The 18,801-nt window shown below is 68.3% G+C and carries 19 protein-coding genes; 10 read left to right on the forward strand and 9 right to left on the reverse strand.

Features of this window, described 5'->3' with window-relative positions; translation table 11 throughout:
- Window positions 1-22 precede the first annotated feature (22 nt).
- The 4 genes from ctaD to AACL56_RS24200 form a co-directional block, all read right to left on the reverse strand.
- Window positions 23-1,663 carry a cytochrome c oxidase subunit I gene (ctaD, locus tag AACL56_RS24185; RefSeq protein WP_339092330.1) on the reverse strand — a complete coding sequence of 547 codons (1,641 nt, stop codon included), beginning with the start codon at window positions 1,661-1,663 and terminating at the stop codon, window positions 23-25.
- A gap of 43 nt (window positions 1,664-1,706) precedes the next feature.
- Entirely contained in the window at window positions 1,707-2,885 is a 1,179-nt protein-coding gene (coxB, locus tag AACL56_RS24190; protein ID WP_339092331.1) for a cytochrome c oxidase subunit II, read from the reverse strand.
- 62 nt (window positions 2,886-2,947) lie between these two features.
- Entirely contained in the window at window positions 2,948-3,424 is a 477-nt protein-coding gene (locus AACL56_RS24195) for a DUF2244 domain-containing protein (RefSeq protein WP_339092332.1), read from the reverse strand.
- Between the two features lie 224 nt (window positions 3,425-3,648).
- Complete coding sequence (locus AACL56_RS24200) at window positions 3,649-4,563, reverse strand: methyltransferase domain-containing protein (RefSeq protein WP_339092333.1); 915 nt, start codon at window positions 4,561-4,563, stop codon at window positions 3,649-3,651.
- 22 nt (window positions 4,564-4,585) lie between these two features.
- On the opposite strand from AACL56_RS24200, the gene AACL56_RS24205 reads away from it, so the two are divergent.
- The 3 genes from AACL56_RS24205 (at window position 4,586) to AACL56_RS24215 (ending at window position 6,245) form a co-directional block, all read left to right on the forward strand.
- Complete coding sequence (locus tag AACL56_RS24205) at window positions 4,586-5,320, forward strand: ComF family protein (protein ID WP_339092334.1); 735 nt, start codon at window positions 4,586-4,588, stop codon at window positions 5,318-5,320.
- 31 nt (window positions 5,321-5,351) lie between these two features.
- Complete coding sequence (trmL, locus tag AACL56_RS24210; protein ID WP_339092335.1) at window positions 5,352-5,813, forward strand: tRNA (uridine(34)/cytosine(34)/5-carboxymethylaminomethyluridine(34)-2'-O)-methyltransferase TrmL; 462 nt, start codon at window positions 5,352-5,354, stop codon at window positions 5,811-5,813.
- Between the two features lie 138 nt (window positions 5,814-5,951).
- On the forward strand, window positions 5,952-6,245 hold the full coding sequence (locus AACL56_RS24215; RefSeq protein ID WP_339092336.1) for a DUF4148 domain-containing protein: 294 nt from the start codon (window positions 5,952-5,954) through the stop codon (window positions 6,243-6,245).
- Between the two features lie 38 nt (window positions 6,246-6,283).
- Here the strand turns inward: AACL56_RS24215 and AACL56_RS24220 are convergent, their stop codons facing one another.
- Window positions 6,284-6,754 carry a MaoC family dehydratase gene (locus AACL56_RS24220; protein WP_339092337.1) on the reverse strand — a complete coding sequence of 157 codons (471 nt, stop codon included), beginning with the start codon at window positions 6,752-6,754 and terminating at the stop codon, window positions 6,284-6,286.
- A gap of 78 nt (window positions 6,755-6,832) precedes the next feature.
- Window positions 6,833-7,453 carry a ParA family protein gene (locus AACL56_RS24225; RefSeq protein WP_339092338.1) on the reverse strand — a complete coding sequence of 207 codons (621 nt, stop codon included), beginning with the start codon at window positions 7,451-7,453 and terminating at the stop codon, window positions 6,833-6,835.
- Window positions 7,454-7,546: 93 nt separating this feature from the next.
- On the opposite strand from AACL56_RS24225, the gene AACL56_RS24230 reads away from it, so the two are divergent.
- Window positions 7,547-8,272, forward strand: a complete 726-nt coding sequence (locus AACL56_RS24230) for an NAD(P)H-dependent oxidoreductase (RefSeq protein ID WP_339092339.1) — start codon at window positions 7,547-7,549, stop codon at window positions 8,270-8,272.
- 2 nt (window positions 8,273-8,274) lie between these two features.
- The gene (gene kefC / locus AACL56_RS24235) at window positions 8,275-10,167 is read left to right on the forward strand and encodes a glutathione-regulated potassium-efflux system protein KefC (protein WP_339092340.1); all 1,893 of its coding nucleotides are present in this window, start codon (window positions 8,275-8,277) and stop codon (window positions 10,165-10,167) included.
- Between the two features lie 19 nt (window positions 10,168-10,186).
- Here the strand turns inward: kefC and AACL56_RS24240 are convergent, their stop codons facing one another.
- Window positions 10,187-11,140, reverse strand: a complete 954-nt coding sequence (locus AACL56_RS24240) for a succinylglutamate desuccinylase/aspartoacylase domain-containing protein (RefSeq protein WP_339092341.1) — start codon at window positions 11,138-11,140, stop codon at window positions 10,187-10,189.
- A 4-nt stretch (window positions 11,141-11,144) separates the two neighbouring features.
- On the reverse strand, window positions 11,145-12,140 hold the full coding sequence (locus AACL56_RS24245) for a Bug family tripartite tricarboxylate transporter substrate binding protein (RefSeq protein WP_339092342.1): 996 nt from the start codon (window positions 12,138-12,140) through the stop codon (window positions 11,145-11,147).
- Window positions 12,141-12,263: 123 nt separating this feature from the next.
- Between AACL56_RS24245 and AACL56_RS24250 the strand changes: the two genes are divergently transcribed.
- Window positions 12,264-13,163, forward strand: a complete 900-nt coding sequence (locus AACL56_RS24250; RefSeq protein WP_339092343.1) for a MurR/RpiR family transcriptional regulator — start codon at window positions 12,264-12,266, stop codon at window positions 13,161-13,163.
- On the opposite strand, the gene AACL56_RS24255 is transcribed toward AACL56_RS24250, so the two are convergent.
- Window positions 13,152-14,060, reverse strand: a complete 909-nt coding sequence (locus tag AACL56_RS24255) for an amidohydrolase family protein (RefSeq protein WP_339092344.1) — start codon at window positions 14,058-14,060, stop codon at window positions 13,152-13,154. The genes AACL56_RS24250 and AACL56_RS24255 overlap by 12 nt on opposite strands.
- Window positions 14,061-14,164: 104 nt before the next feature.
- Here AACL56_RS24255 and AACL56_RS24260 point away from each other — a divergent pair, with 104 nt between their 5' ends.
- From AACL56_RS24260 to AACL56_RS24275, 4 genes are read left to right on the forward strand one after another with little or no spacing between them, the layout of a single operon-like run.
- Window positions 14,165-14,938, forward strand: coding sequence for a crotonase/enoyl-CoA hydratase family protein (locus tag AACL56_RS24260; protein ID WP_339092345.1), 774 nt, complete (start codon window positions 14,165-14,167; stop codon window positions 14,936-14,938).
- Window positions 14,935-16,806 (forward strand): feruloyl-CoA synthase, encoded by a 1,872-nt coding sequence (locus tag AACL56_RS24265; protein ID WP_339092346.1) that lies wholly within the window; start codon window positions 14,935-14,937, stop codon window positions 16,804-16,806. The genes AACL56_RS24260 and AACL56_RS24265 overlap by 4 nt, the downstream gene beginning before the upstream one ends.
- 21 nt (window positions 16,807-16,827) lie before the next feature.
- Window positions 16,828-17,592 (forward strand): SDR family NAD(P)-dependent oxidoreductase, encoded by a 765-nt coding sequence (locus AACL56_RS24270; protein ID WP_339092347.1) that lies wholly within the window; start codon window positions 16,828-16,830, stop codon window positions 17,590-17,592.
- A 44-nt stretch (window positions 17,593-17,636) separates the two neighbouring features.
- Window positions 17,637-18,773 (forward strand): ABC transporter substrate-binding protein, encoded by a 1,137-nt coding sequence (locus AACL56_RS24275; RefSeq protein ID WP_339092348.1) that lies wholly within the window; start codon window positions 17,637-17,639, stop codon window positions 18,771-18,773.
- Window positions 18,774-18,801: the final 28 nt, after the last annotated feature.

Genomic DNA, 18,801 nt, shown 5'->3' on the forward strand with positions numbered 1-18,801 from the left:
GAGCGTCAGCCGGCGAAGACGTTCAACCGATCACCTTGGTGGCGGTCGCGTCGAGCTTGGGCGGGTTCTCGAAGGTATGGAACGGAGCCGGCGACGGCACTTCCCACTCGAGGCCCTCGGCGCCTTCCCACGGCTTCTGCACAGCCTTCTCGCCCTTGCCGCGCATGGTGGGCAGCACGACGAACAGGAAGAAGTAGAGCTGGGCGAAGCCGAAGAAGAACGCACCGACCGACGCGACGGCATTGAAGTCGGCGAACTGCATCGGGTAGTCGGCATAGCGGCGCGGCATGCCGGCCAGGCCCAGGAAGTGCATCGGGAAGAAGGTCACGTTGAACGAGATCAGCGACCACCAGAAGTGCACCTTGCCGCGCGTCTCGTTGTACATGACGCCGGTCCACTTGGGCACCCAGTAATAGAAGCCCGAGAACATCGCGAACAGCGAGCCGGCCACCAGCACGTAGTGGAAATGCGCCACCACGTAATAGGTGTCCTGCAGCTGCGTGTCGATCGGTGCGACGGCCAGGATCAGGCCCGTGAAGCCGCCCATCGTGAACACGAAGATGAATCCGACCGCAAACAGCATGGGTGTCTCGAAGGTCATCGAGCCCTGCCACATGGTGGCGATCCAGTTGAAGATCTTCACCGCAGTGGGCACCGCGATCAGCATCGTGGCGTACATGAAGAACAGCTGGCCCGTCAGCGGCATGCCGGTCGTGAACATGTGGTGCGCCCACACGATGAACGACAGGATGGCGATCGACGAGGTGGCGTACACCATCGAGGCGTAGCCGAACAGGCGCTTGCGGGCGAACGCCGGCACCACCTGGCTGATGATGCCGAAGGCCGGCAGGATCATGATGTAGACCTCGGGGTGGCCGAAGAACCAGAAGATGTGCTGGTACATCACCGGGTCGCCGCCGCCGGCGGGATTGAAGAAGCTGGTGCCGAAGTGGCGGTCGGTCAGCGTCATCGTGATGGCGCCTGCGAGCACGGGCATCACGGCGATCAGCAGGTAGGCGGTGATGAGCCAGGTCCAGCAGAACATCGGCATCTTCATCAGCGTCATGCCGGGGGCGCGCATGTTGAGGATGGTGACGATGATGTTGATCGAGCCCATGATCGACGAGGCGCCCATGATGTGCATCGCGAAGATGCCGGCGTCCATCGAGGGACCCATCTGCAGCGTGAGCGGCGCGTACAGCGTCCAGCCGGCAGCGGGTGCGCCGCCGGGCATGAAGAACGAACCCACCAGCATCAGCGCCGCGGGAATCAGCAGCCAGAAGCTGAAGTTGTTCATGCGCGCGAAGGCCATGTCGGACGCGCCCACCTGCAGCGGGATCATCCAGTTCGCGAAGCCCACGAAGGCCGGCATGATGGCGCCGAACACCATGATGAGGCCGTGCATGGTCGTGAACTGGTTGAACAGTTCGGGATTCACCAGCTGCAGGCCGGGCTGGAACAGCTCGGCGCGGATCAGCAGCGCAAGCACGCCGCCCACCATCAGCATCGTGAAGCTGAACAGCAGGTAGAGCGTGCCGATGTCCTTGTGGTTGGTGGCGAACACCCAGCGGCGCCAGCCGGTGGGCGCGTGGTGGTCGTGATGCTCGTCGTGTGCGTGGTCGCCGTGGGCTGCGTGACCGTGGGGGTCGAGGACTGCGCTCATGTCGTTGTTCCTTGCAATTTCTTCGTCGCGGGGCGCTGCCCGATCACTTGCCGCGCAGGGCCAGCACCTCGGCCGGCTGCACCAGTTGGCCGGTCTTGTTGGACCAGCTGTTCTTGGTGTACGTGGCCACCGCCGCGAGATCGGTATCGCTCAGTTGCTTCCACGACGGCATCGCGCCGTTGTTCTGGCCGTTGAGCAGCACCATCAACTGGACCTTGTGATCGGCGTCGAGCACCTTCGGATCGCCGTCGAGCGCCTTGATCGGGCCGGCGCCCTTGCCGTTGGCCTGGTGGCAGGCGGCGCAGTTGGCGGCGTAGACCTTCTCGCCGCGAACCAGCATGTCGGGCAGCGTCCAGACCTTGCTCGGGTCGTCGAGCTTGGCGGCGGCTTCCTTGCGCTTGGCGGCCACCCAGGTCGTGTAGTCGGCGGCCGAGAGCACCTTCACGTGGATCGGCATGTAGGCGTGTTCCTTGCCGCACAGTTCCTGGCACTGGCCGTAGTAGTCGCCCACCGTCTCGGCACGGAACCAGGTGTCGCGCACGAAGCCGGGAATGGCATCCTGCTTGAGGCCCAGCTGCGGCACGGCGAAGGCGTGGATCACGTCGTTCGCGGTGGTGATGATGCGGATCTTCTTCTGCACCGGCACGACCAGCGGGTTGTCGACCTTGAGCAGGTAGTCGTCGGGCACCGCGCCCTTGGCGCCGGCGTCGGACATGGCGCGCTGCGAGCTGTCGAGCGTGGAGATGAAGGCCAGGCCCTCGCCTTCGCCGTTGAGGTAGTCGTAGCCCCACTTCCACTGGTAGCCCGTGGTCTTGATGGTGAGGTCGGCATTGGTGGTGTCCTTCTGGGCCACGAGCACCTTGGTCGCGGGCAGCGCCATGAGGATCACGATGAGGAAGGGCACGATGGTCCAGATGACCTCAACCACCACCGATTCATGGAAGTTGGCGGCCTTGTGGCCCACCGACTTGCGGTGCTTCCAGATCGAATAGAACATGACCGCGAACACGGCGACGAAGATGACCGTGCACAGGATCATCATGATCGTGTGGAGCAGATGCTGCTCCTGCGCGATCTTGGTCACACCGACCGGAAGATTCAGCTGGCGCACCGAAGGGCCGCCGGGCAGATCGTTGACTGCGTGCGCCGCGCTGCTGAAAGCCGCGCCGGCCGCCAGCAACAGATTCGCCGGCCTGTACTTATTGCGCCAAATGCTCTTCATCGTGTTCACGTTTCTTCAATTTTTCGACAAACCCAACACCGTGCAGCACTGCGCGAGCCCCCTCAGGCGCCGCGTAACGCCATGCGAATCTCGCGCGCCAGGGCGGCACGCAACTCCGGGCGTACATAGCGCCCCACCCTGACCGATCGACCCTGCCCCGAGACCTCGATCAGCGAGCGATCGCCGGCCTGCGGTTCGATCCGCACCTGGTGCGGAAGAAATTCAGTGCGCTCGTAGTGCCCGCCGTTCTCGAGCTCGACGACAAGGCGCCCCTCCTGCAACGCGATCCTTTCGCCATCGGTCGCGTGCCGCGCGTAGACCATGAAAGCGAATCCGACAGCGGCCAGTTCGAGCCAGGCAAAAGGCAGGACCAGCGGCGCACCGTGAAGCCAGAACAGGGTGCCGGTGCCGAGCGATACCACGCACAGCGAGGCGTAGAGCCAGCCCAGCTGGCTCGGCGTCACCGAGCAGTTCCGCTTCAGGAACCAGTGGATGTTCTGGCCTGAAACAGTGGCAAATCGAAACACGGAATTCGACACGGGCGAGTTCAGCAAATCGGTACGTCGACGGTCGCCAAACCCCTCGTACAAACAGGATTGGACACCCCTCGATCGCGGGAACATACCCGCGAGTTTCACGCAACGGCGGATTGTAGCGGGTAGATACCAGCGGCCGAGTGCCCTGTGGGACCCCTACGGGTCACTACTAGTAGGCAGAAAACGCGCTGTGCGTCAGGCGTTTTCATCCGGCGAATCGAACGTGCTCAGGCGCCCGGACGACCCCGTTGCAGCATCGAGCGCATCTCGCGCAGCGAGACCGCGCTTTCGGCCGCCAGCGACACGCGCGGCGTCGGCTTGAAGGCATGGCCGTAGATCACCTCGAAGGTCAACGCGATGCGCCCACCGCCCTCTTCGGCCGGCGCGAGTTCGGGCAGCGCCTTCTTCAGCGACCGGTGCCAGCCCCTGCCGCGCAACGCCGCGAAGCGCGCCGGATTCAGGTTGCGCCCCAGCGTGCGGAGTTCGGCGAGTGCCGCCTCGGGCGTCGCCCAGGTCAGCACGATGCGCTCCATGTCCATCACGGGCTCGGCGAAGCCGGCATGCACCAGCATGTCGCCCCAGTCGTGCATGTCGGTGAACTCGTGCCCTGCGGCAGGCCACCCCATGCGGGCATGGAGCGCGCGCAGCTCGCGCACGGTGTCGGGGCCGAGGCAGGAGAACATCAGGAAGCCGTCGGTCGCCACCAGCTTGTGCCAGTGCGAGATCAACGCTTCGGGATCGGCCGCCATGTGCAACGACATGTTGGCCCAGAGCAGGTCGACACCATCTTCGGGCGGGGCGTCGAAGCGCGCCTTGCCGCCCTGCCAGCGGCGCGCGCTCCACCACGGCGCGCTCAAGGCCTGGCCGGTGGCTTCCGCGAGCGCGGCTTCAGGCTCGATCACGAAGGCCGCGGCATCCTTGTAGCGACGGGCGACAAGTTCGTGCGCCTCGAGGCCGCCGCGCAACGGCGCCCAGTCTGCCCAGGTGCGGGGCTGCGCCTTGATCCATTGCAGCCGGTCTTCCATGCGGCGACCGATCTCCTCGTGCAGCCAGGGCGACCCGTCGTCAGGCGCGAGCCGGCGCCAGCGGTCGGCCGCCGTGGCATCGATGGTCGGCGGTCGTCTTGTGGGGTCGGTGGCCATGGGGCCGTGAGTATATTGAGACATGCCGAGCCATCGGGCCCTGTGGCCTTTATCAACTTCCAAGCCCTTCACTTCCCTGCTCGCCGGGTTGCCCAGCCAGTGCGCCGTCTGCCGCGCCTGGCCGTCGCGCCGGGTCTGCGATGCCTGCGTGGCGCGCTTTGCGCCGCCCGCCTCGCGCTGCGGCGGCTGTGCGGTGCCGGTGCCGGACGGCGTGGAGCGCTGCGGCGAATGCGTGAAGCACCCGCCGCCGCTGGATGCCTGCTTCGCCGCCTTCCCCTACGCCTGGCCGTGGGCCGACTGCATCGCCGGCTTCAAGTTTCGCGGTGACGCCGGCTGGGCCGGTCCGCTCGCGACGCTGCTGCGCAGCACGCCCTGGGTCGAACCGGCGCTGGAGCAGTGCGACATCGTGCTGCCGATGCCGCTGGCGCCCGGACGGCTGCGCGAGCGCGGCTTCAACCAGGCCCATGAGATCGCGCGCCGGCTCGCACCGGCAAGGACCGACCCGGCACTGCTGCTGCGCACCCGCGACACGCCCGCCCAGAGCGGTCTTTCGCGCGCCGAGCGGCTGCGCAACCTGCGGGGCGCCTTCGCGCTGGAACCGCTGCGTGCGGATGCCGTGCGCGGCCGTCGCGTGGTGCTGGTCGACGACGTCATGACCAGCGGTGCCTCGCTTTTCACGGCGGCCGACGTGCTGAGGCTGGCGGGCGCGGCCCATATCACGGCGGTGGTGCTGGCCCGCACCGAGCCGCCGCGCTGAATCGCGCGCGCAGCCCGCCGACAATCGGGGCATGTTCCATATCGTCCTGGTCCACCCCGAGATTCCGCCGAACACCGGCAACGTGATCCGCCTCGCGGCCAACACCGGCTGCACGCTGCACCTGGTCGAGCCGCTGGGCTTTTCGATGGACGACCGCCTGCTTCGCCGCGCCGGGCTCGATTACCACGAATACGCCGAGGTCAAGCGCCATGCCGACTGGCCAGCGCTCGTTGCCGCCGAGCAGCCCGCGGCCGAGCGCATGTTCGCATTGACCACGCGCGGCACGCGCGCCGTGCACGACGTGCGTTTCCAGCCAGGCGACTGGCTGGTGTTCGGCTCGGAGACCAGCGGCCTGCCGCCCGCGATCCGGGACAGCTTCGCCGAAGCACAGCGACTGCGGTTGCCGATGCGAGAAGGCCAGCGCAGCCTGAACCTGTCGAACGCGGTCGCCGTCACGGTGTTCGAGGCCTGGCGCCAGAACGGCTTCAGCTGACACCTCGACACAAAGTCATCCGCACCGACGCCGCAAGACCGCATCCGAACGGCGGGGCGCGCCGTATGAACAACATGCAGGCTGCAAGCGGCCTGGCATCCCGGTCCATCCGACGCATCAATCTCAAGGAGCCTTGCCATGAACACCAGGTCGATTGCCTTCGCAGCCTTCGCCACGCTCGCCTTCGCCGGCGGCGCCCACGCCTTCCAGGGCGAGCAGAACCCGCTGCCGCCCGCGCCTTTCCAGTCGACGCTGTCGCGTGCCGAAGTCCAGGCGCAGGCCGCGCAGCCCTACCGTATTTCCAACGGCGGCACCGGCGTGGCACGGCCGACCAGCGGCAACATCGACCGCGATGCGGTGCGCGCGAGCGCACGGGCGATCAGCCGTCAAGGCGCAGCCACCTACGGCGAGGTGACCGACCGGCGGATGTAGCAAGGGAAAGCGGAGGAAGGAAGGCGGGCGCCGCCGCCTCAGCGGTAGCGGCGTGCCACCGACTCGGCCACGCAGGCCGGCTTGGCGGCGCCTTCGAGTTCGATGGTGACTTCCCAGGTCATCTGGAAGCCGTCGTTGGCGATCGGCTCCGAACTCAGCAGCTTCATGCGGGCGCGCAGGCGCTGGCCTACCGGCACCGGCGACATGAAGCGAACCCGGTTCAGGCCGTAGTTCACGCCCATGCGCGACTCCGTCACCTCGATCGATTCCTCGAAGAAGCGCGGCAGCAGCGACAGCGTCAGGAAGCCGTGCGCGATCGGCGCGCCGAAGGGGCCGGCCTTGGCCCGCTCGACATCGACGTGGATCCACTGGTGGTCGCCCGTCGCCTCGGCGAACTGGTTGACCTGCGCCTGCGTGATGGCGATCCAGTCGCTCACCGCGACTTCCTGGCCGACGCAGTCGGCGAGATCCTGAAGGGTCTGGAATGTCTTTTTCGTCATGCGGGGCATTCTGGCGTCTGGGATGTCGGGCCGGCTGTCGGGCTCGCGACAACCGGGCTCAGGGAAAACCGGGAGCGCGCCGGACGCTCAGGCATCAAGCCATTCGCGGATCGGCTGCCACTGTTCCAGGTCGCGCTGCACGCGGCCCGGCGCGATGTCGAACAGCGTGAGCCCGCGCGCGGCAAGCTGCACGTAGTTCTGCGTGTCGCGCAATTCGCCGATCACCGGCACGCCGAGGCCCGCGATGAACTCGTGCAACCGGTCGGCCGCCAGCGTGCGTGCGTTCACCCGCATGCCGACCAGCCCGACCTTCGTCTTCTCGGCACGGCGGTTTTCCAGCAGCCGGTCGAGAAAGTCGCGCGTGGCGTAGATGTCGAAGATGCTCGGCTGCAGCGGCACGATCACGCGGTCGGCCAGGGCCAGCACCTCCTTGAAGCGCCAGCCGTGCAGGCCGGCGGGCGTGTCGAGCACCGCGTGCGTGGTGCCGCGCGGCGGCCGCACCACGGTGCTGTCTCCCGTGGCCTCCCAGGTGGCGATGGGGTGCGCCTGCGGCGGGCGAAGGCCCAGCCAGAGCCGCGAGGACTGCTGGCGGTCCACGTCGCCCAGCATGACGGCGTGTCCGCGGCTCGCAAAGTAGCCTGCGACGTTGGTCGCGATCGTCGATTTGCCAACGCCACCCTTCGGGTTGGCGACCAGAACCACCGGCATGAGCGATCTCCTCCAGAACAGGAACGGGCTCCATGGTAGTGGGTGGCCCGCTTTTGCCGGGCAAACCCGCCGCGACTGCGCTATGTTCAAGGGATGACTACAACAACATCCCCGGAATTTCCCGTTGTCGAGGGGCGCGGCGTCTATGTGCTCGCCGCGCACCCGCACTGGCGGGATTCCCGAGTGAACCGCCGGATGCTGGCCGCGGCGCGCGGCGTGCCGGGCGTCGACGTGAACGACCTCTACGGCAGCTATCCCGACTTCGCCATCGATGTCGAGGCCGAGCAGGAAAGGCTGCGCCGGGCCAGCCTGGTGGTGCTGGTGCACCCGATCCAGTGGTATTCGATGCCCGCGCTGCAGAAACTCTGGCTCGACGACGTGCTCGCCTACGGCTGGGCCTACGGGCCCGGCGGCACCGCGCTGCAGGGCAAGGACCTCTGGCTCGCCGCGACCACCGGGAGCCCCGAATCGAGCTACCACCCGCAGGGCTACCACCGCTACTTCTTTGACGCCTTCCTGCCGCCCTACGAGCAGACCGCCGCGCTGTGCGGCATGCGCTTCCTGCCACCGCTGATCTTCCACGGCGCGCGCAGCGCCTCCGAGGCCGACGTGGCCTCTCACGTCGAGACCTTCGCCCAGCGCCTGGGCAGCTACCCCGACTGGCCCGAGATGGACGAGATCGAAGCCTGCGTGGCCTGCCCGGTGCCCGAGAGCGACCGGCCGGCGGACCCCGACGACATCGGCAAGACGGTGGGCAAGGCCTTCCACGCCGCCATGACGCGCGGCCTGTCGGTCGCCACCGCGGACAAGGTGGCCTGAGCATGGAGCACGCACCCGCCTGGCTGACCAACAGCCTGATCTACCTGAGCGCCGCCGTGCTGGTGGTGCCGCTGTCGAAGGCCCTGGGCCTCGGCTCCATCATCGGCTACCTCGTGGCCGGCATCGCCATCGGCCCCTGGGGCCTGGGCCTCGTGTCCAGCGTGGAGGACGTGCTGCACTTCGCCGAGTTCGGCGTGGTGCTGATGCTGTTCCTCGTGGGCCTCGAACTCGAACCCAAGCGGCTGTGGAACCTGCGCCGGCCGATCTTCGGCTGGGGCGCGGCGCAGGTCCTGAGTTGTGCTGCCGTGCTGTTCGCCGTCGGTTGCGCCGTCGGCGCCGAGTGGCGCGTGTCGCTGGTGGCCGCGCTGGGCCTGGCGCTGTCGTCCACGGCCATCGCGCTGCAGGTGTTCGGCGAGCGCAACCTGCTGAAGACGCCCAGCGGCCAGGCCGGCTTCTCGATCCTGCTGTTCCAGGACGTGGCCGCGATCCCGATCCTGGCGCTGCTGCCGCTGCTGGCGGGCGCCACCGCCGCCGAGCAGGCCATCACCGGGATGGAACGCGCGCTGGAGGCGGCGAAGATCATCGGCGTGATCGGCGGCATCATCCTGGGCGGCCGGCTGCTGCTGCGCCCCATCCTGCGCTGGATCGCGCGCAGCGACACGCCCGAGATCTTCACCGCCGCCGCGCTGCTGCTGGTGGTGGCCATCGCCGCGCTGATGCAGCTGGTGGGCCTGTCGATGGCGCTGGGCGCCTTCCTGGCCGGCGTGCTGCTGGCCGAGAGCGAGTACCGGCGCGAGCTCGAGACCGACATCGAGCCCTTCAAGGGCCTGCTGCTGGGCCTGTTCTTCATTGCCGTGGGCATGTCGATCAACTTCGGCGTGCTCATCGCAAGCCCGTGGATCATGGCTGCGCTGGTGATCGGCTTCATGGCCGTCAAGCTGGTGGTGATCTACGCGCTGGCCAAGGCCATGGGCATCGCCTACCAGGAGCGCCCCGTGTTCACGCTGCTGCTGGCGCAGGGCGGCGAGTTCGCGTTCGTGGTGTTCCAGGCCGCGGGCCCCGACGTGCTGCCACCGGAGATCACCTCGCTGCTGATCGGCGGCGTGGCGCTGTCGATGCTGCTGTCGCCGCTGCTGCTGGTGCTGCTCGACAAGTTCGTGCTGCCGCGCTACAGCCGGCACACCGGCCCGCAGCTCGAGGAAATCTCCGAGCAGCAGGACGCCAAGGTGCTCATCTGCGGCTTCGGCCGCTATGGACAGATCGTCGGCCGCATGCTGATGTCGCAGGGCCTGCGCGTGACCGTGCTCGACCACGATGCCGACACGGTCGAGGGCCTGCGCCAGTTCGGCTTCCGGGTGTTCTACGGCGACGCCACGCGGCTCGACCTGCTGCGCACCGCGGGGGCCGGCACGGCCAAGGCGATCGTGGTGGCGGTGGACGACATCGAGCAGTCGCTGGACATCGTCGACCTCGTGAAGGAGAACTTTCCGCAGGCGCGCATCATCGCGCGGGCGCGCAACGTGACGCACCTGTTCCAGCTGCGCGACCGGGGCGTGACCGAGGTCGAGCGCGAGGTGTTCGAATCGTCGCTGCGCAGCGCGCGCTCGGTGCTCGAGGCGCTGAACTGGCCCGCGCACGAGGCGCGCGAATCGGCCATGCGCTTTCGCCTGCGCAACCTGAAGCTCACCGACGAGATCTATCCGCACTACAAGGACCGCGCCAAGCTGATCGCGGCCAACAAGGAAGGCCGCCAGCAGTTCGAGGAGCAGATCGCGCGCGAGCGCGAGGAGCGCCAGCGCCGCTCGGGGCGCGACTGGGACCGGCTGGAAGACGAGGAACAGGCCGAGCGCACCGGACAGTCCGGCCAGGTGGAACAGGCGCCCGAGCGGCCCTGACCCCGGGCCCGCGCCGCGCCTAGATGGCGACCGTGAGGTACACGCCCTCGCGGCCGACCACCGCCGCGCGCGTGGGCATGAAGATGGTGCAGTCGTCGCAGGGCGCGCGGATTTCCTCTCCCGCGTCGAGTGCGATCAGCTCGCCTTTGCGAAAGGTCTCGAACCCGACCACGGGGCGCACGAAGGCGAAGCCCTCGGTCTTCACCATGTGCACCCCGAGCAGGCGGAAGCGCCGCGCGGGCGCCGGTGCCGGCGCGCCCGGCACCGCGTCGACCAGGCCCAGGTGAGCCAGAAAGCGCAAGGTCACGTCGGTGGCCAGGTCGGCGGCGGACTGGCTGAAGTGCTGTCCGCACTCCACCACCACCGCGCCACCGCCCGCGCCGGGTTCGCCATGGCGTCCGTAGGCCGTCACGCCCGTGCCCGGCGCGCCGCCCGCGGGCATCGCCAGGTGCACCAGCGGATGGCCGACGGCCGAGGCCAGCGCGGCATTGCGATCGAACTCCGGATACACCCAGAAGGGCTGCACTGGCGCACGCGTCGAATGGATGTCCAGCACATGGTCGGCCGCGTCCAGCACCGGCCGCAGCTCGCGCGCGCGGCGCAGCTCGGGGCTTTGCCCCGGGCCGTCGAGCATGGCGGTCGACCAGATGCGGTTGAGGTTGTGCACGAGCTGGCGGTTCTCGTAAGGCCGCCCGATGTCGAAGGCCTCGTAGGCCTCGACGTTTGCGAAGCTCACGGTGAGCGTGCCGATCTTCGGGCGCACGCCATGGTCCAGCAGGTGCGTGGCCGCGACCATGCCGCAGATCTCGTTGCCGTGCGTGAGCGCGTTCACCAGCACGTGCGGCCCGGGCCGGCCCGATGCGAAGCGATGCACGTAGTCGATGCCGGTGTTGCCCTTGCGGTAGCCCGAGATGTCGCGCGGCAGCACCTCCAGCGGCGCGGTGTCGGGGACGAAGGAAGCGGTGTCGCTCATCGGCTCACTCGCCACGGATGCCGGCACGCTTGACCATTTCGCCGTACACCACCAGGCGCTCGGCCATCATGGCCGTGAACTGCGCCGGCGACTGCACCTCGGGCGTGAGCGCGCCGCGCGAAAGCAGCGCCTGTGCCATGGCCGGCTGGTCGGCCACCGAGCGCACCGCCTTGTGCAGCGCGGCAACGACCTCGGGCGGCGTCTTCGCGGGCGCGGCCAGGCCGATCCACGACGTGGTGTTGAGCACCGAGTAGCCCAGCTCGGCGAAGGTCGGAACGTCGGGCAGCGCCGCCACGCGCGTGGGCGACGCGACCGCCAGCGCGCGCAGCTTGCCCGACTGGATGTGCGGCAGGAAGGGCGCGAGATTGTCGAGACCGAACTGCACCTCGTTGGAGATGAGCGCCGTCACCAGCGGTCCGCCGCCGCGGTAGGGCACGTGCGTGGCATCGAGCTGCAACTGCGACTTCATCAACTCCACGTTGAGCTGGCCCATGCTGCCCGGCCCGGCACTGCAGAAGTTGAGCTCGCCGGGACGCGACTTCACCAGCGCGACGAATTCCTTGAAGGTCTTCGCGGGCACCGCCGGGTTCACCAGCAGCACGTTGATGGAGCGCGCCAGCTGGCTGATGGAGGCGAAGTCCTGGATCGGGTCGTAGCCCGGGTTGGACTGCGTGAGCGGGTTGGCCAGGTGCGAACTCTGCGAGGACACCACCAGCGTGTAGCCGTCTGGCTTGGCGCGCGCCACCTGCGCGCTGGCGATGGAGCCGCCCGCGCCCGCGCGATTGTCGATGACCACCGGCGTGCCCAGCGCCTTGGCCAGCGGATCGGCATAGAGACGCGCGATCAGGTCCACCGAACCGCCCGCCGGGAACGGCACCACGAGCGTGACGGGCCGCACGGGCCAGGCCTCGGCACGTGCCGCCAGCGGCAGCATGGCGGCAAGGCCGGCGCCGAGCATCGTGCGGCGGCGCAGTGCGGGAGCGGTGATGGTGGGGTTCATGAAGCGTCCTCGTGCGATGGGATCGATTGAAATTGCGCGCATTGTTGCAAGTCAATCATATTTTTGCAATGCTCATTGCAAAATTGGGGGAAACGCTGCCGCGCATGCAGAATGCCCGTGACCATGAACCTGAACCAACGCATCTCGGGATACGACCGCAAGCTCACCCGAAGCGAGCAGCTGCTCATCGAGGAACTGCAGACGCGCTACCCGCAGGGATTGCTCGAATCTGCAACGAGCCTTGCAAAGAAGGTGGGCACCAGCGCCTCCACCGTGGTGCGCCTGCTCGCCAAGCTGGGCTACCCGAGCTATGCCGAGGCGCAAATGGAGGCGCGCTCCGAGGTCACCGCACGGCTGCAGTCGCCCGCCACGCGCGCGGACGCCGTGATCGGCGACGACACCTCCGCGCGCACCTGCCTGGCCAACGCGCTGCTGCACGACCAGCACAACCTGGCATCGACCTTCGCGTCGCTCGATGTGGCCGCGTTCGAATCCGCGGTTCGCCTGCTCACGCAGCGCAAGGCGCGCGTGCACGTGCTCGGCCAGCGGCACGGCGCGGCGCTGGCCAGCCACCTCGCGCTGCACCTGAACATGTGCCTGCCCGACGTGCGGCCGCTGGCCACCTCGGGGCCCTTGCCGCTGGAAGACCAGTTGCTGTGGATCGACGCGCAGGACGTGCTGCTCGCCGTCACCTTCCGGCGCCATTCGCTGGCCATCGCGCGCGCGGCGAAGTACTTCCGCGAGAAGGGCGGGCACGTGATCGTCATCACCGACGGCCCCTCGGTGCCGGCGGCGGGCGCGGCCGACCATGTGATGCTCGCGCGCACCTCCAGCGCGTCGCCCTTCGACTCGTACACGGCGGCGTTCTCGCTGTGCAACGCGCTGGTCACCGCCGTCGTGCAGAGGCGCAAGCGGGAGCTGGGCGCCGCGCTCGAACGCGGCGACGCGCTGTGGGAACAGCACTGGAACGACGCGGCCGCGCAGGCCGGGCGCCGTTCGCGCAAGGCGTCGTCAGCCGGCTGAGGGCGCGGGTGCAGACGCCGGTGCAGGTGAAGGCGCGTCCAGCCGCAGCAGGCGCACCGCGTTGCCCTTCAGGATGCCGGGCATCACCTCGGGCTTGAAGCCCGCCACCTCGAAGTCGCGCATCCAGCGGTCGGGCGTGATCAGCGGATAGTCGCTGCCGAACAGGATGCGGTCCTTCAGCAGCGTGTTGGCGTACTGCACGAGCTGCTTCGGAAAGTACTTCGGGCTCCAGCCTGAGAGGTCGATCCACACGTTGGGTTTGTGCGTGGCCACGCTCAGCGCCTCGTCCTGCCAGGGAAAGCTGGGGTGGGCCATGACGATCTGCATGTCGGGGAAGTCGATGGCCACGTCGTCCAGGTGCATCGGGTTGCTGTATTCCAGGCGCAGGCCGCCGCCGCAGCGCATGCCCGAGCCGATGCCGCTGTGGCCGGTGTGGAAGATCGCCGGCAGGCCGTATTCGGCGATCACCTCGTAGATGGGCCAGGCCATCCGGTCGTAGGGGTGGTAGCCCTGCACGGTGGGATGGAACTTGAAGCCCTTCACGCCGTATTCCTCGATGAGCCGACGCGCCTCGCGCGCGCCCATCTTTCCCTTGTGCGGATCGATGCTCGCGAAGGCGATCATCATGTCGCTGTTCTTCTGCGCGTGCTCCGCGATCTCCTCGTTCGGGATGCGGCGCCGCCCCATGTTCGACTCCGCGTCGACCATGAACATCACCAGCCCGATCTTTCTTTCACGGTAGTACGCCACGCTCTCGGCGATGGTGGGGCGCCCGCTCGAGCCGAAGTACTTGTCGGCGGCGCGGTCGTATTCCTCTCCGTAGTTGTCGAACGGGTTCCAGCAGCTCACTTCGGCGTGGGTGTGGATGTCGATCGCGATCAGGTTCTGGTGGTCCATGTCGTTGTCTCCGGTGCGGGTAAGTCCCTAGGTTCGGCGGGCCTCGAATGCCTTGAATTGATTATTTCCCATAACCATAATTCGATGCAACCCCGGACATCACCATGACCCATCCAGACCTTCACATCGAGATCCGCGACGAAGTCGCCATCGTCCGCCTCGCGCGCGGCAGCAAGCGCAACGCACTGTCCGACGGCCTGATCCTGGCGCTGCGCGACACCTTCGAGCAACTGCCCTCCACAGTGCGTGCCGCAGTGCTCGACGGCGAAGGCCCGCACTTCTGCGCCGGGCTCGACCTGAGCGAGCTGAAGGAGCGCGATGCCGGCCAGGGCCTGCAGCATTCGCGCATGTGGCATGCGGCGCTCGACCTGATCCAGCACGGCCCGGTGCCGGTTGTCGCCGCATTGCACGGCGCAGTGGTCGGCGGCGGGCTCGAACTGGCCAGCGCCTGCCACATCCGCGTGGCCGACCGGAGCACCTTCTACGCACTGCCCGAAGGCTCGCGCGGCATCTTCGTGGGCGGCGGCGGCTCTGTGCGCATTCCCAAGCTGATCGGCGTGGCGCGCATGACCGACATGATGATGACCGGCCGCGTCTACAACGCAGAGGAAGGCGAGCGCGCCAACTTCGCGCAGTACCTCGTCGACGAAGGCACCGCCTTCGACAAGGCCCTGGAGCTCGCCAGGCGCATCGCCACCAACGCGCCGCTGACCAACTACGCGCTCATGCACGCGCTGCCGCGCATCGCCGAGCAGTCGGCCGATCACGGCTTCTTCACCGAAGCCCTGATGTCCGGCATCGTGCAGGCCGCGCCCGAAGCCAAGCAGCGCGTGCGCGACTTCCTCGAAGGCCGCGGCGCCAAGGTGAGCAAGGGATGAACGCCGACCGCGCCGCTCCCGCCGTTCGCTATCGCCCGCTGGCTTTCGGCGTCACGCGCGCCGTGCTGCGCGACGGCGAACCGGGCACGCAGTACCTCAGCGCCGAGACGCAGCTCGAGCCGTATCGCGAGCGGATGACCGACCGCCTCGCCTGGTGGGCCGAACGGGCACCCGAGCGCACCTTCATCGCGCGCCGCGAACGGCTGGCCGACGGCAGCACCGGCGACTGGCTGCGCGTGAGCTACGCGCAGGCGCTGGAAGAAGCACGCAACATCGGGCAGGCCCTGCTCGATCGCGGCCTGAGCGCGGACCGCCCGGTCGCGATCCTCAGCGAGAACGGCATCGAGCACGCGCTGCTGGCACTCGGCTGCCTCTACGCCGGCGTGCCCTACTGCCCCGTGTCGCCGCCCTACTCGCTCGTGAGCCAGGACTTCGAGAAGCTGCGCCACGTGCTGGACACGCTCACGCCCGGCCTGGTGTTCGCAAGCGACGCCGCGCGCTACGGCCGCGCCATCGCCGCGGTCGTTCCTGCGGACACCGAGGTCGTCATCGCCGAAGGCACGCTCGAAGGCCGCGCCGTCACCTCCTTCGACGCGCTGGCCTCGACACCCGCCACGCCCGCCATCGACGCCGCGATGCGCGCGACAGGCCCCGACACCATCACCAAGTTCCTGTTCACCTCGGGCTCCACCAAGATGCCCAAGGCGGTCATCAACACGCACCGCATGTGGTGCGCCAACCAGCAGCAGCTGCGCCAGTCGATTCCCGCGCTGGGCGACGAGCCGCCCGTGCTGGTCGACTGGCTGCCGTGGAACCACACCTTCGGCGGCAACCACAACGTGGGCATCGTGCTGGACAACGGCGGCACGCTCTACGTGGACGACGGCAAGCCCACGCCCGCCGGCATGGCCGAGACGCTGCGCAACCTGCGCGAGATCGCACCCACCATCTACTTCAACGTGCCCACAGGCTTCGAGGCCATCGCGCAGGCGATGGAAACCGACGCGGTGCTGCGGCGCAACCTGCTGTCGCGCGTGAAGATGTTCTTCTACTCGGGCGCAGCGCTCTCGCAGCCGGTGTGGGACAGCCTGCACCGCACGCAGGAGTCGGAGGTGGGCGAGCGCATCGTCATGGGCACGGGTCTGGGCATGACCGAGTCGGGCCCGTTCGCGCTGTACGTCACCGGCCCCGACGTGAAGTCGGGCGACGTGGGCCTGCCCGCGCCCGGCATCGAACTGAAACTGATCGACGTCGACGGCAAGACCGAGGTGCGCTACCGCGGCCCCAACATCACGCCCGGCTACTGGCGCGCGCCCGAGGCCACGGCCGAGGCCTTCGACGACGAGGGCTTCTTCTCCACCGGCGACGCAGTGCAGTGGATTGACGGCGACAACATCCACCGCGGCCTGCGCTTCGACGGCCGCATCGCCGAAGACTTCAAGCTCGCCACCGGCACCTTCGTGAGCGTGGGCCCGCTGCGCGCGAAGATCATCGCGGCCGGTGCGCCGTATGTGCAGGACGCGGTGCTCACCGGCATCAACCTGAAGGAAGTCGGCGCGCTGATCTTCCCGACGCAGAAGGTGCGCCAGCTCGCCGGCCTCGACGCTAACGCCTCCATGCAGCAGGTGCTCGAGAGCGCACCCGTGCAGGCCCACTTCCAGCAGGTGATCGACACGCTGGCCGCGGCCGCCACCGGCAGCGCCAACCGCATCGCGCGGCTGCACCTGATGGCCGAGCCGCCGTCCATCGACAAGGGCGAGGTGACCGACAAGGGTTCCATCAACCAGCGCGCCGTGCTCAAGCACCGCGCCGCGCTGGCCGATGCGATGCACGCCGGCACGCTGCCCTTCACCCTCAAGCCACGTTAAGCACTCCAGGAGACAGGACAGATGAAGATCGAAGGACAAGCCGCGCTCGTCACCGGCGGCGCATCGGGCCTGGGCGAAGCCACCGCACGAGAGCTCGCGCGCCTGGGCGCCAAGGTCGCCGTGCTCGACCGCAACGCCGAACTGGCCGAAAAAGTGGCCGCCGAGATCGGCGGCATCGCCTGCGTCTGCGACATCACCGACACCGACAGCGTGAACGCCGCGCTCGACAAGGCCGAGGCCGCGCACGGCCCCGCACGCATCCTGATGAACGTGGCCGGCATCGGCAGCGCCAAGCGCATCGTCGGCAAGGACGGCAACCCCGCGCCGCTCGAGGACTTCGTGCGCGTGGTCAACATCAACCTGATCGGCGGCTACAACATGGCGCGCCTGTTCGCGGCACGCTGCGCGAAGCTCGCCGCGCTGGACAACGGCGAGAAGGGCGTGATGCTCTTCACCGCCTCGGTCGCGGCCTTCGACGGCCAGGTGGGCCAGCAGGCCTACAGCGCCTCCAAGGGCGGCCTGGTGGGCATGACGCTTCCGATGGCGCGCGACCTGGCGCAGCATGCCATCCGCGTGTGCACCGTGGCACCCGGCCTCTTCGCCACGCCGCTGCTGCTGGAGCTGCCCGAGCCGGTGCAGCACTCGCTGGCCGCGTCCATTCCGTTCCCGCCGCGCCTGGGCAAGCCGTCGGAGTTCGCCGAGCTGGCCTGCCACATCGTCACCAACGGCCACCTCAACGGCGAAGTCATTCGCCTCGACGGCGCGCTGCGCATGGCGCCGCGCTGAACCCTTTGCCCCCTCCCGCTTCGCAGACCTATCAGGAGACATCGATGACCTTCCGGAAGACCACCCTCGCCGCCGTGCTGGCGCTCATGAGCATGGGCTTCGCCCATGCCGACATCACCATCGGCGTGGTGCAGCCGCTCACCGGCCCGGCCTCGGGCCTGGGCATCCCGGTGAAGAACGGCATCGCGATCTGGCCGAAAGCCATCGCGGGCGAGACGCTCAAGGTGGTGGTGCTCGACGACGCCACCGACCCCACCACCGGCGTGAAGGACGCGCAGCGCCTGGTGACGGAAGACAAGGCCGACGTCATCATCGGCTCCAGCGCCACGCCGGTCGCCATTCCCATGGCCGACGTGACGGCCGAGGCCGGCACGCCGCAGCTGTCGACCGCGCCGGCCGGCCTGCCACCGGGCAAGGACAAGTGGTTCTTCCGCCTGCCACAGTCGAACGACGTGATGGCCTACGCGGTGGTCGCGCACATGAAGAAGCAGAACGTGAAGACGGTCGGCTTCCTCGGCTACACCGATGCCTACGGCGAGCTGTGGCTCAAGGCGCTGACCGCCGAGGCCGCGAAGAACGGCATCAAGATCGTGGCCACCGAGCGCTTCGCGCGCGCCGACACCAGCGTGACGGGCCAGGTGCTCAAGCTCACCTCGGCCAACCCCGACGCGATCCTGATCGTGGCCTCGGGCAGCGGCGCCGGCATGCCGCAGAAAGCGGTGATGGAGCGCGGCTACAAGGGCAAGGTCTACCAGACGCACGCCGCGGCCACGCAGGACCTGATGCGCACCGCCGGCAAGGATGCCGAAGGCACCTTCGTGGTGTCGGGCCCGGCAACCGTGGCCGAGCAGCTGCCCGACAGCCATCCCTCGAAGGCCGCCGCCGTGGCCTTCGTGCAGGGCTACGAGAAGGCCTACGGTCCGGGCTCGCGCAACCAGTTCGCCGGCCACGCGGCCGACGCGCTCACGGTGCTCGAGAAGGCCGTGCCCGTCGCGCTGAAGAAGGCCAAGCCCGGCACGCCGGAGTTCCGCGCCGCGCTGCGCGACGCGCTCGAAGGCATGGGCCGCACCGTCCTCGCGCACGGCGTGCTGAACTGGACGGCGCAGGACCATTGGGGCTACACGACCGAGACCGGCGTGATGCTCAAGGTGGTGAACGGCGCCTTCAAGGTCGAGCAGTAAACCCTTTGCACAGCAAGCGCCTCACGCC

Origin of the sequence: Variovorax paradoxus, assembly GCF_902712855.1 — a bacterium.
GTDB classification, from domain to species: Bacteria; Pseudomonadota; Gammaproteobacteria; order Burkholderiales; family Burkholderiaceae_C; genus Variovorax; species Variovorax paradoxus_Q.

Bases quoted from the DNA above. Each gene is read 5' to 3' on its own strand.
- ctaD (WP_339092330.1), bottom strand. From the start codon at position 1,663: ATGAGCGCAGTCCTCGACCCCCACGGTCACGCAGCCCACGGCGACCAC.
- coxB (WP_339092331.1), bottom strand. From the start codon at position 2,885: ATGAAGAGCATTTGGCGCAATAAGTACAGGCCGGCGAATCTGTTGCTG.
- AACL56_RS24200 (WP_339092333.1), bottom strand. From the start codon at position 4,563: ATGGCCACCGACCCCACAAGACGACCGCCGACCATCGATGCCACGGCG.
- AACL56_RS24205 (WP_339092334.1), top strand. From the start codon at position 4,586: ATGCCGAGCCATCGGGCCCTGTGGCCTTTATCAACTTCCAAGCCCTTC.
- trmL (WP_339092335.1), top strand. From the start codon at position 5,352: ATGTTCCATATCGTCCTGGTCCACCCCGAGATTCCGCCGAACACCGGC.
- AACL56_RS24215 (WP_339092336.1), top strand. From the start codon at position 5,952: ATGAACACCAGGTCGATTGCCTTCGCAGCCTTCGCCACGCTCGCCTTC.
- AACL56_RS24220 (WP_339092337.1), bottom strand. From the start codon at position 6,754: ATGCCCCGCATGACGAAAAAGACATTCCAGACCCTTCAGGATCTCGCC.
- AACL56_RS24225 (WP_339092338.1), bottom strand. From the start codon at position 7,453: ATGCCGGTGGTTCTGGTCGCCAACCCGAAGGGTGGCGTTGGCAAATCG.
- AACL56_RS24230 (WP_339092339.1), top strand. From the start codon at position 7,547: ATGACTACAACAACATCCCCGGAATTTCCCGTTGTCGAGGGGCGCGGC.
- kefC (WP_339092340.1), top strand. From the start codon at position 8,275: ATGGAGCACGCACCCGCCTGGCTGACCAACAGCCTGATCTACCTGAGC.
- AACL56_RS24240 (WP_339092341.1), bottom strand. From the start codon at position 11,140: ATGAGCGACACCGCTTCCTTCGTCCCCGACACCGCGCCGCTGGAGGTG.
- AACL56_RS24245 (WP_339092342.1), bottom strand. From the start codon at position 12,140: ATGAACCCCACCATCACCGCTCCCGCACTGCGCCGCCGCACGATGCTC.
- AACL56_RS24250 (WP_339092343.1), top strand. From the start codon at position 12,264: ATGAACCTGAACCAACGCATCTCGGGATACGACCGCAAGCTCACCCGA.
- AACL56_RS24255 (WP_339092344.1), bottom strand. From the start codon at position 14,060: ATGGACCACCAGAACCTGATCGCGATCGACATCCACACCCACGCCGAA.
- AACL56_RS24260 (WP_339092345.1), top strand. From the start codon at position 14,165: ATGACCCATCCAGACCTTCACATCGAGATCCGCGACGAAGTCGCCATC.
- AACL56_RS24265 (WP_339092346.1), top strand. From the start codon at position 14,935: ATGAACGCCGACCGCGCCGCTCCCGCCGTTCGCTATCGCCCGCTGGCT.
- AACL56_RS24270 (WP_339092347.1), top strand. From the start codon at position 16,828: ATGAAGATCGAAGGACAAGCCGCGCTCGTCACCGGCGGCGCATCGGGC.
- AACL56_RS24275 (WP_339092348.1), top strand. From the start codon at position 17,637: ATGACCTTCCGGAAGACCACCCTCGCCGCCGTGCTGGCGCTCATGAGC.